The organism is uncultured Friedmanniella sp. (assembly GCF_964244285.1).
Lineage (GTDB): Bacteria > Actinomycetota > Actinomycetes > Propionibacteriales > Propionibacteriaceae > Microlunatus.
The window spans coordinates 23,418-38,010 of the sequence record NZ_CAXTHT010000006.1 but is presented as its reverse complement, the minus strand read 5'-3'; the positions used below and the strand labels follow the sequence as shown (position 1 = coordinate 38,010).

Here is a 14,593-nt window from a genome sequence, read left to right as displayed (position 1 = left end):
TCACGTGTCGGTCGTGACCTGGTATCAGGACTTGGGCAGCAGGACGGTGTCGATGATGTACACCGTCGCGTTGGCCGTCTGCACGTTGCCGCACAGCACCTTGGCCGAGGCCCCGCCACCGACGCTGACGGTGAAGTTCTCACCGGAGCCCTTGACGGTGATCTTCTGGGCCTTGTTGAGGCTCTGGTGCGCACCGGCCACGGTGTCCGGGGTGAGCTTGGGCGACGTGACGTGCTCGGTGAGGATCGAGGTCAGCGTCTTCTTGTCCGCGAGGACCGACTTGAGGGTCTTGGCCGGGATCTTGGCGAAGGCGTCGTTGCTCGGCGCGAAGACGGTGATGTTGTCGGCGTTGTTCAGCGTGTCGCCGAGGCCGGCCTTGCCCACCGCGGTGACCAGGGTGCTGAGCAGCGGGTTGTTGCTGGCGGCAGTGGCGACCGGGTCGGACGACATGCCGTCGAACGAGCCCTTGCCGGAAGCCGGGACCTTGGAGCAGGCCGCGCCGAAGGGCTGGTCGGTCATGCTCGAGCTGGCCGAAGGCGACATGGAGGCCGACGGCGAGGAGCTCATCGACGGCGAGGACGCCGCCGACGAGGTCCCGGTGGACGGAGTGGCCGAGGAGTCGGTGCTGCTGCCGCAGGCGGCGAAGGTGAGGGGAAGGGCCATCGCGGCGGCGAGGCCGGCGAACTTGACCACACGGGTGGAGGTGAACATGGGGGTCCTTTCGAGAACCGACGTGAGATCCGAAGCTCGGCGCAGACCCGGTGTGGTCTGTCTCTCGGCTGTGATTCGTCACCCCTGGTCGGCGGGATTGGTTGGCGCGCCACCGACTTCGAGAACGGTGACGCCGGCCTGGCCGCCCGCGATGGTCGAGAGCTTGAGGCTGGAGAGGGCAGAATTCGTCCATGGCCAAACGCACCACCGTCCTCAAGGTCTCCGGTCTGCGGAGGGCGTTCGGGCCGGTGACGATCCTCGACCGCTTCTCCCTCGAGGTGCGGGCGGGGGAGGCCATCGCGTTGACGGGGCGTAACGGTGCCGGCAAGTCCACGCTGCTGCGGTGCCTGGTCGGCGCCGACCGGCCCGACGAGGGCACCGTGGAGGTCATGGGCAACCCGATGTCGGAGACCTCACCCCAGATCCGCCGGGACGTGGCCACCGTCATCGACGACCTCGACTTCTTCCCCGACCTCAGCGTCGTCGAGCACCTCGACCTGCTCGCCCGGGCGCACGGCATCGCCGACCCCGACGCCGTGGTGGACGAGGTCCTCGAGGAGGTCCAGCTGGTGCCGCAGTCGGGGCAGCTGCCCGGCACCCTCTCCTCCGGCCAGCGCCGCCGGCTCGCGCTCGCGACCGCGTTCGTCCGGCCACGCAAGCTGTTGATCCTCGACGAGCCGGAGCAGCGCCTGGACACCGAGGGGGTCCGCTGGCTGGCCGAGCGGCTCAAGAGCGAGCGCGCGCAGGGCCTGGCGATCGTGTTCGCCAGCCACGAGCCGGCGCTGGTGGAGACGGTCGCGACCCGGACGGTCGAGCTCGGGGCGCCGCGCGGATGAGCACCCTGGACGCGACCGACGCCCTGACCCCCGAGCCGGACCTGGTCCCGGCCTCGCCGCGGGAGCTCAAGCGGCTGATCAAGGACTGGCGCCGCGGCCGGGCCACCAAGAACCTGAGCGAGGCCTTCCACGACGCCTACGTCGCCCTCATTGGGGCGCTGATGCTCGGCGCGATGGTCATCAACGTCATCCTCAAGGCTCAGCGGACGGTCGCCTCCTGCGACTCCACGTCCTGCCTGTCGGCGCGCACCGTCCTGCCCTGGGCCGGGTTCGCCGCCGCGGTCGGGGTCGCCCTGGCGATCAGCCGGCTGTTCGGGCCGGTGCTGGCGTCGGCCGCCGAGGGTTTCTGGCTGCTGGACGCTCCCATCTCCCGGGCGCGGCTGCTGCGGTCCCGGCTGTTCATGGCCGTCGGCATCGCCCTGGTCGGCGGCGCGGCGCTCGGTGCGCTGGTCTCCGCCCTGACCGGCTCCAGCGCCGCCGAGGTGGTGGCCTGGTCGGCGGCGACTGGCCTGTCCGCCGCGGCGGCGGTGTCGTTCGCGGCCGCACAGCAGGGGGCCGAGCACCACCGGCTGACCGTGGTGGCGAGCTACGTCTTCGGGTTCCTCGGCGTCGCGGCCCTGGGGCTGGTGATCGGGATCGCCGCCGGCTGGCTGAGTTTCGGGCTGAGCAACGACCTCGGCGTCGAGCTGGCGATGGCCCTCGGCGGGTTCGCGGTGGCGGTCCTGGTGACCAGCTTCGTCGTCGCGCAGCTGCGGCTGAAGCAGATCCGGCGGACCCGGCTGCTCAGCGGCGGCGCCCTGGTCAGCGGCATCTCGGGCGCGTTCTTCGCCCTCGACATCGGCCTGGCCCGCGACATCGTGGTGGAACGGCGGGCGGCCGAGAAGGGTCACGTCCGAGCGGTCCGCGGCAAGGGTCTCGGCCTGCAGGCGCTGACCTGGCGCGAGTGGCAGCGGCTGCGGCGCTTCCCCCAGCCGTTGCTCGCCCTGGCCGGGACGGCCGTGGTCCCCTACGCCGCGGACGCCCTCGGGATGAGCACGTTGACGCCCGTCTTCGCCGCGCTGGCCCTGTTCGCCGCCCTCATCCCGCTGCTCGGTGGTTTGCGCGTGCTGACCCGGACCGGCGGCCTCGCCCGCTGCCTGCCGTTCTCCCTGGCCCAGATCAAGCTCGCCTCGATCACGGTGCCGGCGGTCCTCGCCGCAGTCTGGGCGGTCGTGACCACCGCGGCCTACCGCGGCTTCGGCGACGGCGCGGTCGCCCGGTCGATCCCGGACGCGTCGTTGATGGCCATCGCGACCGCAGCCGCGGGCCTGCTCGCCGCGGTCCGCTGGACGCAGGCGAAGGGTGTCGACTTCGGCGCGCCGATGATCTCCACCCAGGCCGGCGCCTTCCCGCCCGGGCTGATGACCAACCTCTTCCGCGGCTTCGACGTCGCGCTGCTGGTCACCGCGCCGATGCTGCTGGGGCTCTCCCCGTTCTGGTCCCTGGTGATCGCCGGCATCGCGGCCCTGATCCTGCTCAACTCCATGGACGCCGAGTCGCTCCGCGCCCGTCAGGCCGAGCAGAAGGCCGATCTCGAGCGTCAGCGCAAGCAGCGCGAGGCCGAGCTCGCCACGTCCAGGCAGCGCAAGCGCTGATGCCCCCGGACTTGTCAGCGTGAGTGGTCGCCCGGAGGACCAGCGAGGCTGACAGGTCGGTTCACTCCGAGGTGAACTGGATCTGGTGCCAGCCGCGGGCGCCGTCGGGGAAGACCTTGGTCCGGGCCTCGGGCTGGGTGTTGCCGTCCAGGTCGGTGGCGCGGACCTCGGCCCCGTGCAGCCCTGCGGGGCCGTCGTAGGTGTAGGACCACTGTCGCCACAGGTCGATCCCGCCGTCGGCGGCCAGCTTGACGTCGTGCCAGTCGCCGCCGTCGATGCGGATCTCGACCTTCTTGATGCCGCGGTGCTGCGCCCAGGCCACACCGGCGATCACCGGCTTGTCCTTCGGCAGCGTCGCGAGGGACTTGGGGACCTCGATCTTGGACTGGGTCAGGATCGGCGCGTCGGTCGCCCACTTGCGCTCGGTCCAGTAGGCGGTGCGCTTGGCGTAGGTGGTGAACTCGATCCGCTCGAGCCACTTGGTCGCCGAGACGAAGCCGAACAGCCCCGGCACCAGCATCCGCGCGGGGTAGCCGTGCGCGTCGGGCAGCACCTCGCCGTTCATGCCGATGACGATCATCGCGTCCCGGCCGTCGTTGACCGCCTGGAACGGGGTGGAGCAGGTGTAGCCGGAGTCGGAGGAGTAGGAGTACACCTGGTCGACGCCGGCCTGGACGCCGACGCGCTTGATGATCTCGCTGAAGGGCACGCCCAGCCACTTGCTGGTGCTGACGTAGGAGCCTCCGACCTCGTTGGAGACGCAGGTCAGGGTGATGTTGCGCTCGATCAGCGGCATGGCGAGCAGGTCGTCGTAGCTGAGGGTCAGCGGGTGGTCGACCATGCCGTCGATGGTCAGGGTCCACGTGCTGGCGTCGACCCGCGGGGTCACCAGGCTGATGTCCACCCGGTAGAAGTCGGCGTTGGCCGTCACGAACCGGTCGACGCCGCTGACCTGGACGCCCTCGGGCAGCGGCGGCGCGGGTGAGGTGGGAGCGGGAAGGCCGAGCGCGCGGCGGGCGGCAGCCCCGGCGGCCTTGACCCGGCCGACGACGATCCCGCCGCCTCCGGCCAGCGCGGCGACGGCGGCGGTGCCACCGAGCGCCAGCAGGAAGCCGCGTCGCGAGCGTCCGGCGGCGGCGTCGATGGCGGACGCGGCCCGAGGCTCGGCCTCCTCGGCCGAGGTCCGGGGCTGGCGCCTGGTGAGAAGAAAGCGCAGCGCCAGCACCCCGGCCACGCCGGCGAGCACGGACGGGATGGTGTCCAGCACGCCGCCGCGGGTCAGGGCGGCCACGACGCCGGCGACGCCGAGCAGCGCGATCCCGGCGTAGGCGATCCGCCGGTGCTGCCAGGCGACCAGGCCCAGGACCGCGGCGAAGACCAGGAGGACCAGGGCCACTGTGGACAGCAGCACCGGCTTGTCGTTCGTGCCCAGCGTGCGGACCGCGAACTCCTTGGCCGGCGTCGGGGCGGCGTCGATCAGGGCGCTGCCGACGGCGATCAGCGGCGAGGTGACCGGGTCGGTCAGCGCGGCGACGAGGTGGCCGATCCCCACGGCGACGCCGGCCGCGACGACTCCGGCGGCCATCCGCAGCAGGGCTGGTGGGCGGCGGGAGTCGGGGGTGGTCACACGGAGGGTTCGTCACCGTGGCGGGTCGCAGATTGGTCGGCGCGGGTCGCCGGGGCTCGGCTGCCGCGGGCCGAACTACTGTTGCCGGGTGACCTCGACCGACCCGGCTCCGCCGTCGCTGCGGGTCCGCACCGTCGAGATCGACGACCCCGGGGCCCTCCCGGCCCTGCTGCCCGGTGACGGCGGCTTCGCCTGGGTCCGCCACGGAGAAGGCGTCGTCGGCTGGGGCGAGGCGGTCCGGCACAAGCCGACCGGCATCGCCGACGCCGAGGAGTGGTGGGCCGAGCTGGCCGGATCGGTGGTGGTCGAGGCCGAGCTCGCGGACCCGCCCGCCGGGGCCGGCCTGCTCGCCTTCGGCAGCTTCGTCTTCGATCCCGACTCGGCCGGTCGGTCCACACTGGTGGTGCCCGCGGTCGTCGTGGGCCGCCGTGCCGGTCGAGCCTGGCTGACCCGGATCGGGACCGCCTTCGGCGAACCGCCCAGCCTCGAGCCGGCGGCGGCGCCCCGACCGCCGAGCGACCTGACCTACGCCGGCGGCGCCCTCTCGGTCGAGCGCTGGCAGCAGGCCGTGAGTGAGGCGGTGGCCCGGATCGGTGCCGGCCGGCTCGACAAGGTGGTGCTGGCCCGCGACCTGATGGCGACGTCGAGCACCGACCTCGACCTGCGCTGGGTGCTGGGCCGGCTGTCGGAGCGCTACCCCAGCTGCTGGTCCTACCTGGTCGACGGCCTGGTCGGGGCCACCCCGGAGATGCTCGTCCGGGTCGAGGCCGGCCGGGTCGCCTCACGGGTCCTGGCCGGCACCGTCCGGCGGTCCGTCGCCCCCTCCCCGGCCACCCAGGGGCGGGCCGACGGGCGGCTCGGAGCGGCGCTGGCCGGCTCCAGCAAGGACCTCGAGGAGCACGGGTACGCGGTCGCGTCGGTGGCCGGCTCGCTGCGCCCCTTCTGCTCCGCCCTCGAGGTGCCCGAGGAGCCGTACGTGCTCGAGCTGCCGAACGTGCTGCACCTCGCCACCGACATCACCGGCCTGGTCCGGCCCGGTTCCAGCTCGCTCTCCCTGGCCGCCGCACTGCACCCCAGCGCGGCGGTCTGTGGCACCCCGACCGCGGCGGCCCGGACCCTGATCGCCGAGCTGGAGCACCTGGACCGCGAGCGTTACGCGGGTCCGGTCGGCTGGATCGACGCCCGGGGGGACGGCGAGTGGGGGATCGCCCTGCGCTGCGGCCAGCTCGACGAGACCGACCCCCGCCGGATCCGCATCTTCGCCGGCTGCGGGATCGTCGCCGGCTCCGACCCGGAGGCCGAGCTGGCCGAGTCGGTGGCCAAGCTGATGCCCATGCGCGAGGCCCTCGCCCTCGACGGCCAGACCCTCGGCGGCCAGACCCTCGACGGCCAGACCCTCGACGGGCCGTCCGCCGTCGGCGACTGACGACGTGCCGCCCGGCGAGCCGATCGCGGTGGTGGTGCTGGCGGGCGGGACCTCCCGCCGCTTCGGCCAGGACAAGCTGGCGGCGTCGGTCGAAGGCCGGTCGCTGCTGGACGTGGCTCTGGGCGCGCTGCCCGAGACCGCCGAGGTCGTGGTCGTCGGGCCGGTTCGGCCGACCAGCCGTCCGGTCTGCTTCGTCCGCGAGGACCCGGCGGGCGGCGGTCCGGCCGCGGCTCTGGTGGCCGGTCTGCGGCAGGGTCTGAGCGGGACGGCCCAGGTGCTGGCCGTCCTGCCCGCGGACGCCCCGGCCGGTGGTGAGGCCGCGGTCGCGCTGCTGGCCGCGCTGGCCGCCGACCCCGCCGCCACCGCCCTGGTCGCGGTGGACGACGAGGGCCGGGAGCAGCCGCTGCAGCTCGTGTTGCGGCGTCCGGCGGTGGTCACGCTGGTCACGGCCGCCGTCGACGGAGCCGCCGGTGCGTCGGCCCGGCGGCTGCTGCTCGGGTCGCTCGGGTCACAGCTGGAGCGGGTGCGGTTGTCGCCGCGCACCCTCTTCGACATCGACACCCCGGCCCAGCTCGCCGCCTGGAGCGCCCAGGACTCGCCGGCGGTGACAGCGCTGCTCGAGCTGGTCGAGCGACATCGGCGCGCCGACGGGCGCCCGGTCGTGCTGGCCCTCGACGGTGCCAGCGGCACCGGCAAGTCGACCCTGGCCGAGGCGGTCCGGCTCCGCACCGGCGCGACGGTGCTGCCGGGCGACGACTTCTACTCGGTCGCGTTCGCCGACGCCGACCCCGGCGACCTGGCCCTGCTGACCGACGCCGAGATCGCCGACCGCGTCTTCGACTGGTCCCGGCTGCGGGTCGAGGCCCTGGCGCCGCTGGCCGCGGGCCGACCCGCGCGCTATCGACCGTACGACTGGACGGGCGCCGGCGCGGGCGGGAGCACAGCCCGCCCGGACCGGTTGGGTCCGCCGCGGACTCTGCCGTCGGCGCCGTTGGTGGTGCTGGAGGGCGTCTACGCCGCCCGTCCCGAACTGGCGGACCTGGTCACGGCCACCGCGCTGGTCGCCGTCCCCGACGCCGTCCGGCAGCAGCGCCGGGACGCCCGAGGGGACGACCCGGGCCGGCAGGAGCTGTGGGAACGGGGCGAGCGGCACCACTTCTCGCGGCTGCGCACGGCGGTGGACGTCGACCTCGTCGTCCCCGGTGATTAGGTCACGCGGAGCGCACGTAAATACGGGTATCCGCCCTGGTGAGAACCCCATCGGGGGAGCCCGGCGCGTCCGTTCCGGCGGCGTTGGTTTGTGTCGGGGTGGAGTCGTAGACTCCGCAAGGAGTTCGTGAAGGTTTTCACGAGCGCCGTTCGCAACGGTGTGCACGGCGGTCAGGAGCAGGAGTCTCGATGTTAGTCACCTCCCACGGGCTGCGGCCCGCGAGGACGGCCGTCGAGTCCGACGTGATCGTGGTCGGGGCCGGTCCGGCCGGCTCGGCCACCGCCACCCACCTGGCCCGTCGAGGGCTGCACGTCTCGCTGCTGGAGAAAACGACCTTCCCGCGCGAGAAGGTCTGCGGCGACGGCCTCACCCCGCGTGCCACCCGTCAGCTGATCCGGTTGGGCATCGACACCTCCGAGGCGGCCGGCTGGCTGCACAACAAGGGCCTCCGCATCTACGGCGGCGACCGACCGTTCCAGCTGGAGTGGCCCGACCTGGCCGACTTCCCGCCGTACGGGCTGGTCCGGCCGCGCGCGGACTTCGACGACCTGCTGGTGCGCAACGCCCAGGCCGCCGGCGTCAAGCTCTACGAGCAGGCGAACGTCGTCGCGCCGATCCTGGACGAGCGCACCGACCGCATCGTCGGCGTCCAGACCAAGGACGGCGCGGAGTACCGGGCACCGATGGTGGTGGCCGCGGACGGCAACTCGACCCGGCTCAGCCTGGCGATGGGCCTGAACCGGCGCGACGACCGTCCGATGGGGGTGGCCGTCCGTACGTACTACACGAGCCCCCGGCACGATGACGACTACATGGAGTCCTGGCTGGAGCTGTGGGACGGGCGCCCGGGCGAGAGCAACCTGCTGCCGGGCTACGGCTGGATCTTCGGGATGGGCGACGGCACGTGCAACGTCGGTCTCGGCATCCTCAACACCTCCAGCGCGTTCGGCAAGACCGACTACAAGGACCTGCTCCTCCGCTGGCTGAACAACACCCCGGAGGAGTGGGGCTTTCGCGAGGCGAACATGACCTCGCCGGTCCGGGGCGCAGCCCTGCCGATGGGGTTCAACCGCCAGCCGCACTACACCCGCGGGCTGCTGCTGGTCGGGGATGCCGGCGGCATGGTGAACCCGTTCAACGGCGAGGGCATCGCCTACGCCATGGAGTCGGGCGAGATCGCCGCCGACGCCATGGCCGAGGCGCACTACCGGGGCACCGGCACGGCGAGCGCCGAGCGTGCGCTCGAGTCCTACCCGGTCAAGCTCAAGGCCGAGCTCGGGGGCTACTACACCCTCGGCCGGGCCTTCGTGAAGCTGATCGGCAACCCGCACGTGATGCAGGCGTGCACCCGCTACGGGCTGCCCCGCAAGACCCTGATGAAGTTCACCCTCAAGCTGCTGGCCAACCTGACCGACAGCCGCGACGGCGACGCCATGGACAAGCTGATCAACGTCGCGTCGAAGATCGCGCCTGCGGCATGACGGCGACCTGCTCGACCAACCCCAGGGGAGACGCGTGAACGGCTACCTCGGCATCGTGATCCTGCTGGTGCTGGCCGCCGGCTTCGTCGCGCTGACCATCATCACCTCGATGCTGGTCGGCCCGGGCCGCTACAACCGGGCCAAGTACGACTCCTACGAGTGCGGCATCGAGCCGACGCCCCAACCCGTGGGCGGCGGCCGGTTCCCGGTGAAGTACTACATCACCGCGATGCTCTTCATCGTCTTCGACATCGAGATCGTCTTCCTCTACCCCTGGGCCGCCTCGTTCGACCAGATGGGCACCTTCGCCCTGGTCGAGATGATCCTGTTCATCGTGACGGTCTTCGTCGCCTACATCTACGTGCTGCGCCGGGGTGGGCTCGAGTGGGACTGACCCCCGGCACGGCACAGCTCGACCGGAACTCGCAGACAGGTGGACTGAGATGGGCGTAGAGGAGAAGCTCCCCACGGGAGTGCTGCTGACCACGGTCGAGGGGCTGTTCGGCTACATGCGCAGCGCGGCGTTCTGGCCGGCCACCTTCGGCCTGGCCTGCTGCGCGATCGAGATGATGACCTACGGCGCGCCGCGGTATGACTCCGGGCGCTGGGGTCAGGAGGTCTTCCGGGCCTCCCCACGGCAGGCCGACCTGATGATCGTGGCTGGTCGGGTCAGCCAGAAGATGGCGCCCGTGCTGCGGCAGATCTATGACCAGATGCCGAACCCGAAGTGGGTGCTGGCCATGGGGGTCTGCGCGAGCAGCGGCGGCATGTTCAACAACTACGCCATCGTCCAGGGCGTCGACCACGTCGTGCCCGTGGACATGTACCTCCCCGGTTGCCCGCCGCGGCCCGAGATGCTGATCGACGCGATGTTCAAGCTGAAGGAGAAGGTCGCGCACACCCCCGTCGGCCTGAACGCGGTGACCGCGGCGCGCGAGGCCGAGCAGGTCCAGCTGCAGGCGCCGTCGACGATCGAGCTCAAGGGGCTGCTGCGATGAGTGAGCAGAGCCCCCGGGCGGGTCTCAATGCCGAGTCCGACGCCAAGGCCCGGGTCAAGGGCGCGGACCCCCAGGGTGAGTCCGAGCCGGACGCCGGCACCAGGCCCGAGTCCCTCACCGGCTCCGAGCCCGCCCTCCCCAGCGACGAGACCGAGGTCCTCGAGGTCCGTCGCGGGATGTTCGGCGTCCGCGGCACCGGGGACACCTCCGGCTACGGCGGACTGACCCGCACCATCGAGTTCCCGGCGCCCAGTGCCCCGCCGTACGGCGGCTGGTGGGACAAGGTCAACGACCGGATCGGGGAGGTGGTCGCCAGCTACAGCGACACCATCACCCGGGTCGTGGTGCACCGCGGCGAGATCACCTTCCACGTGGCGCGTGCCGCACTGCCCACCCTGGTCCGGCACCTCCGCGACGACGCCCAGCTGCGCTTCGAGTTCTGCTCGAGCGTGTCCGGGGTGCACTACCCGGCCGACCGGGGTGCGGAGCTGCACGCGGTGTACCACCTGCAGTCGATGACCCACAACCGTCGGATCCGGCTCGAGGTCTCCGCCCCGGCCGAGGACCCGCACATCCCGTCGGTGGTGCCGACCTACCCGACGGCGGACTGGCACGAGCGCGAGACGTTCGACATGTTCGGCATCGTCTTCGACGGTCACCCGGCCCTCACCCGGGTGCTGATGCCCGACGACTGGCCCGGACACCCGCAACGCAAGGACTACCCGCTCGGCGGCATCCCGGTGGAGTACATCGGGGCCACCGTGCCGCCTCCCGACGAGCGCAGGAGCTACAACTGATGGCCAGCGTGATCACCGACCCGTACGGCATCGCCGACGGCAGCGACGGCTCCGACCCGGCCGAGGGCCACGTCTACACCGTCACCGGCCAGGACTGGGACTCGATCGCCGCCGAGCAGGCCGAGCGCGGCGACGAGCGGATCGTCGTCAACATGGGCCCGCAGCACCCGTCCACGCACGGCGTGCTGCGGCTGATCCTGGAGATGGAGGGTGAGTCGGTCACCGAGGCCCGCTGCGGCATCGGCTACCTCCACACCGGCATCGAGAAGAACATGGAGTACCGCTCCTGGACCCAGGGCGTCACCTTCTGCACCCGGATGGACTACCTGGCCCCGCTGTTCAACGAGACCACGTACTGCCTGGGCGTCGAGCGGCTCCTCGACATCGAGGCCGAGATCCCCGAGAAGGCCAGCGTCATCCGGGTCATGATGATGGAGCTCAACCGGATCTCCTCCCACCTGGTCTGCATCGCGACCGGAGGCATGGAGATCGGCGCCCTGACCGTGATGACCATCGGCTTCCGCGAGCGTGAGAAGGTGCTGGACGCCTTCGAGCTGATCACGGGCCTGCGGATGAACCACGCCTACATCCGCCCCGGTGGCGTCGCCCAGGACCTGCCCGACAACGCGCTCGAGCACGTCCGTGACCTGGTCGTCTGGATGCGCAAGCACCTGCCCGAGTACGCCGCCTTCTGCAACGAGAACCCGATCTTCAAGGGCCGGCTGTCCGGCGTCGGTCACCTGGACCTGGCCGGCTGTCTCGCGCTGGGCATCAGCGGACCCCCGCTGCGGGCCACCGGCTACGACTGGGACCTGCGTAAGCGTCAGCCCTACTGCGGCTACGAGACCTACGACTTCGAGGTCCAGACCTGGGACTCGATGGACGCCTACGGCCGCTTCCGGATCCGGCTGAACGAGATGTGGGAGAGCCTGAAGATCGTCGAGCAGTGCGTCGCGCGGCTGGAGAAGATGAAGGGTGACCCGATCATGGTCGCCGACAAGAAGATCGCGTGGCCCGCGCAGCTGGCCATCGGCTCCGACGGCATGGGCAACTCCAACGAGCACATCAAGCACATCATGGGCGAGTCGATGGAGTCGCTGATCCACCACTTCAAGCTGGTGACCGAGGGCTTCCGCGTCCCGCCGGGCCAGGCGTACGTGCCGGTCGAGAGCCCACGTGGAGAGCTCGGGGCGCACGTGGTCTCCGACGGCGGCACCCGGCCCTTCCGGGCCCACTTCCGCGACCCGAGCTTCACGAACCTCCAAGCCATGCCCGCGATGTGCGAGGGTGCGATGGTGTCCGACGTGGTGGTGGCGGTCGCCAGTCTCGACCCCGTGATGGGTGGGGTGGACCGGTGACCCCGTTCCCTTCGTTCCCTGAGCTTGTCGAAGGGCGTTTGTTCGTCGAGCCGGAGGGTTCCCAGCGGCGCCTGGCCCGCCCTCCTCGCTGCACTTCGCCAGCGCTTCGTCCCGCTCGCAACGCCCGACCCACCCGGCCAGGCGCCGCTGGAAACCGTCCAGCGGGACCGTCGCGTTCGGCGGAGCTGGGGCTTCGGGCTCGGCGCCGGATCACCCCGCGCATCACGGGGGCGTGGATGGCGACCGCCGCCGGTGCGTCGGGCGGCAGCGCGCCCTGGGGTGCCCGTTCCGCGGATGAGGGGAAGGCATGAGTGCGGCCGTGGAGCCGCAGGGGCCCGGGGCGCGGGCGGGGGCGCCGGCGGGGACGAACGCGACCGAGGAGCTGGCCGGGCACGGCACGCACGGGCACTTCACCACCCACTTCGACGAGCCGGTGCTGGACTTCGAGGCGCCGGAGACCTTGATCGACGACGCCGTGCTGGAGGAGCTGCGGATGATCGCGGCGCGGTACCCGCAGGCGCGGTCGGCGCTGCTGCCGATGCTGCACCTGGTGCAGAGCGTCGAGGGCCGGGTGACGCCGGCCGGGATCGAGGCGTGCGCGGCGATCCTCGACATCAGCACCGCCGACGTCAGCGGGGTCGCGACCTTTTACACGATGTACAAGCGGCGGCCGGTCGGGAAGTACCACGTCGGGGTCTGCACCACCGCGCTCTGCGCGATCATGGGCGGCGACGAGGTGTACGCGCGGCTTCAGGAGCACCTGGGGATCGGGAACGACGAGACCACCGAGGACGGGGCGATCACCCTCGAGCACCTCGAGTGCAACGCGGCGTGCGACTACGCCCCGGTGATGATGGTCAACTGGGAGTTCTTCGACCAGGCGACGCCGGAGAACGCCGTCCAGGTCGTCGACGCCCTGCAGTCCGGCGTCCGGGTCCAGGCGACCCGGGGGGCCCGGGTGGCCACCTGGCAGGAGACCGAACGGGTGCTCGCGGGCTTCCCGGACGGCAAGGCCGACGAGGGTCCGACCTCGGGTGGGGCGTCCCGGCTGGGCCTGCAGATCGCGCGGGAGCGCGGCTGGCACGCGCCGAGCGCGCCGCCGCCGCCCGAACAGTCCGATGACGAACCGACGGAGCAGTCATGACCGACATCCTGACCCCGGTACTCACCGCCAACTGGGCCGACGAGCGCGCCTGGAAGCTGGTGAACTACGAGCGCGTCGGCGGGTACGAGGGGCTGCGGAACGCCCTCGCCCTGGAGCCGGCCGAGGTCGTCGCCGCGGTCAAGGACTCGGGCCTGCGCGGCCGGGGCGGCGCGGGCTTCCCGACCGGCATGAAGTGGGGCTTCATCCCCCAGGACAACCCCAAGCCCAAGTACCTGGTCGTGAACGCCGACGAGTCCGAGCCCGGGACCTGCAAGGACATCCCGCTGATGATGGCCTCGCCACACACCCTGGTCGAGGGCGTGATCATCTCCGCGTACGCCATCCGCTCCCACACCGCGTTCATCTACGTCCGCGGCGAGGTCGTGCACGTCGTCCGCCGGCTGCAGCAGGCGGTCCGCGAGGCCTACTCCGCCGGCTACGCGGGCAAGAACGTCCTCGGGACGGGCTACGACCTCGAGATCATCGTGCATGCCGGCGCGGGCGCCTACATCTGCGGCGAGGAGACGGCTCTGCTCGACTCCCTGGAGGGCCGTCGGGGCCAGCCGCGGCTGCGGCCGCCGTTCCCGGCCGTCGCGGGCCTCTACGCCAGCCCGACCGTGATCAACAACGTCGAGTCGATCGCGTCCGTGCCCTCGATCCTGCGGCACGGCGCCGCCTGGTTCTCCTCCATGGGCACCGAGAAGTCCAAGGGCATGACCATCTACTCCCTGTCCGGCCATGTCACCCGGGCCGGACAGTTCGAGGCACCGCTGGGCATCACCCTGCGCGAGCTGCTGGGTCTGGCCGGCGGTATCCGCGCCGGTCACGAGCTGAAGTTCTGGACGCCGGGTGGTTCCTCGACTCCGATCCTGACCCCGGAGCACCTCGACATCCCGCTCGACTACGAGGGGGTGGCCAGCGTCAAGTCGATGCTGGGCACCAAGGCGCTGCAGTGCTTCGACGAGACCACCTCGGTGGTCCGGACCGTGCTGCGCTGGACCGAGTTCTACAAGCACGAGTCCTGCGGCAAGTGCACCCCGTGCCGCGAGGGCACCTGGTGGCTGGTGCAGATCCTGAAGCGGCTCGAGGCCGGTCAGGGCCAGCGAGGCGACATCGAGAAGCTGCTCGACCTGTGCGAGAACATCCTCGGCCGCTCGTTCTGCGCGCTCGGGGACGGCGCGACCTCACCGATCAGCTCGGCCATCCAGTACTTCCGGGACGAGTTCGAGGCCGGGATGCACACGCCGGCCTGGGAGCTCTTCCCCTACGAGCGCAGCACCATCTTCGTCCGGGAACCCGTGGGAGCCTCCGCATGAGCTGTGCCCGTTGCCGCGCTCCGCGCTCCGCGGTGCTGAGCTCCGCCCGATCCCG

The 14,593-nt window shown here is 71.6% G+C and carries 13 protein-coding genes; 11 read left to right on the top strand and 2 right to left on the bottom strand.

What is annotated here, in order from left to right; genetic code table 11:
- Positions 1 to 24: 24 nt before the first annotated feature.
- Positions 25 to 711 (bottom strand): fasciclin domain-containing protein, encoded by a 687-nt coding sequence (locus ACFE7W_RS14870; RefSeq protein ID WP_375425590.1) that lies wholly within the window; start codon positions 709 to 711, stop codon positions 25 to 27.
- 191 nt (positions 712 to 902) lie between these two features.
- On the opposite strand from ACFE7W_RS14870, the gene ACFE7W_RS14865 reads away from it, so the two are divergent.
- On the top strand, positions 903 to 1,547 hold the full coding sequence (locus ACFE7W_RS14865) for an ATP-binding cassette domain-containing protein (protein ID WP_375425589.1): 645 nt from the start codon (positions 903 to 905) through the stop codon (positions 1,545 to 1,547).
- Positions 1,544 to 3,181 carry a DUF6297 family protein gene (locus tag ACFE7W_RS14860; protein WP_375425588.1) on the top strand — a complete coding sequence of 546 codons (1,638 nt, stop codon included), beginning with the start codon at positions 1,544 to 1,546 and terminating at the stop codon, positions 3,179 to 3,181. The genes ACFE7W_RS14865 and ACFE7W_RS14860 overlap by 4 nt, the downstream gene beginning before the upstream one ends.
- A gap of 61 nt (positions 3,182 to 3,242) precedes the next feature.
- On the opposite strand, the gene ACFE7W_RS14855 is transcribed toward ACFE7W_RS14860, so the two are convergent.
- Positions 3,243 to 4,808 (bottom strand): molybdopterin-dependent oxidoreductase, encoded by a 1,566-nt coding sequence (locus ACFE7W_RS14855; protein WP_375425587.1) that lies wholly within the window; start codon positions 4,806 to 4,808, stop codon positions 3,243 to 3,245.
- An 88-nt stretch (positions 4,809 to 4,896) separates the two neighbouring features.
- Here ACFE7W_RS14855 and ACFE7W_RS14850 point away from each other — a divergent pair, with 88 nt between their 5' ends.
- The 9 genes from ACFE7W_RS14850 (at position 4,897) to nuoF (ending at position 14,538) form a co-directional block, all read left to right on the top strand.
- Complete coding sequence (locus ACFE7W_RS14850; RefSeq protein WP_375425586.1) at positions 4,897 to 6,234, top strand: isochorismate synthase MenF; 1,338 nt, start codon at positions 4,897 to 4,899, stop codon at positions 6,232 to 6,234.
- A gap of 4 nt (positions 6,235 to 6,238) precedes the next feature.
- On the top strand, positions 6,239 to 7,444 hold the full coding sequence (locus tag ACFE7W_RS14845) for an NTP transferase domain-containing protein (RefSeq protein ID WP_375425585.1): 1,206 nt from the start codon (positions 6,239 to 6,241) through the stop codon (positions 7,442 to 7,444).
- A gap of 188 nt (positions 7,445 to 7,632) precedes the next feature.
- Entirely contained in the window at positions 7,633 to 8,925 is a 1,293-nt protein-coding gene (locus ACFE7W_RS14840; protein WP_375425584.1) for a geranylgeranyl reductase family protein, read from the top strand.
- 34 nt (positions 8,926 to 8,959) lie between these two features.
- Entirely contained in the window at positions 8,960 to 9,319 is a 360-nt protein-coding gene (locus ACFE7W_RS14835; protein WP_375425583.1) for an NADH-quinone oxidoreductase subunit A, read from the top strand.
- 49 nt (positions 9,320 to 9,368) lie between these two features.
- A complete protein-coding gene (locus ACFE7W_RS14830) occupies positions 9,369 to 9,923 on the top strand; it encodes a NuoB/complex I 20 kDa subunit family protein (protein ID WP_375425582.1) in 555 nt (184 codons plus the stop codon).
- Positions 9,920 to 10,720, top strand: coding sequence for an NADH-quinone oxidoreductase subunit C (locus ACFE7W_RS14825; protein ID WP_375425581.1), 801 nt, complete (start codon positions 9,920 to 9,922; stop codon positions 10,718 to 10,720). The genes ACFE7W_RS14830 and ACFE7W_RS14825 overlap by 4 nt, the downstream gene beginning before the upstream one ends.
- Complete coding sequence (locus ACFE7W_RS14820; RefSeq protein WP_375425580.1) at positions 10,720 to 12,078, top strand: NADH-quinone oxidoreductase subunit D; 1,359 nt, start codon at positions 10,720 to 10,722, stop codon at positions 12,076 to 12,078. The genes ACFE7W_RS14825 and ACFE7W_RS14820 overlap by 1 nt, the downstream gene beginning before the upstream one ends.
- Positions 12,079 to 12,385: 307 nt before the next feature.
- Positions 12,386 to 13,222: an NADH-quinone oxidoreductase subunit NuoE gene (gene nuoE / locus ACFE7W_RS14815; RefSeq protein WP_375425579.1), complete on the top strand. Its 837-nt coding sequence runs from the start codon at positions 12,386 to 12,388 to the stop codon at positions 13,220 to 13,222.
- Entirely contained in the window at positions 13,219 to 14,538 is a 1,320-nt protein-coding gene (gene nuoF / locus ACFE7W_RS14810) for an NADH-quinone oxidoreductase subunit NuoF (RefSeq protein ID WP_375425578.1), read from the top strand. Before nuoE ends, nuoF begins: the two co-directional genes overlap by 4 nt.
- The last annotated feature ends 55 nt before the right edge of the window (positions 14,539 to 14,593 follow it).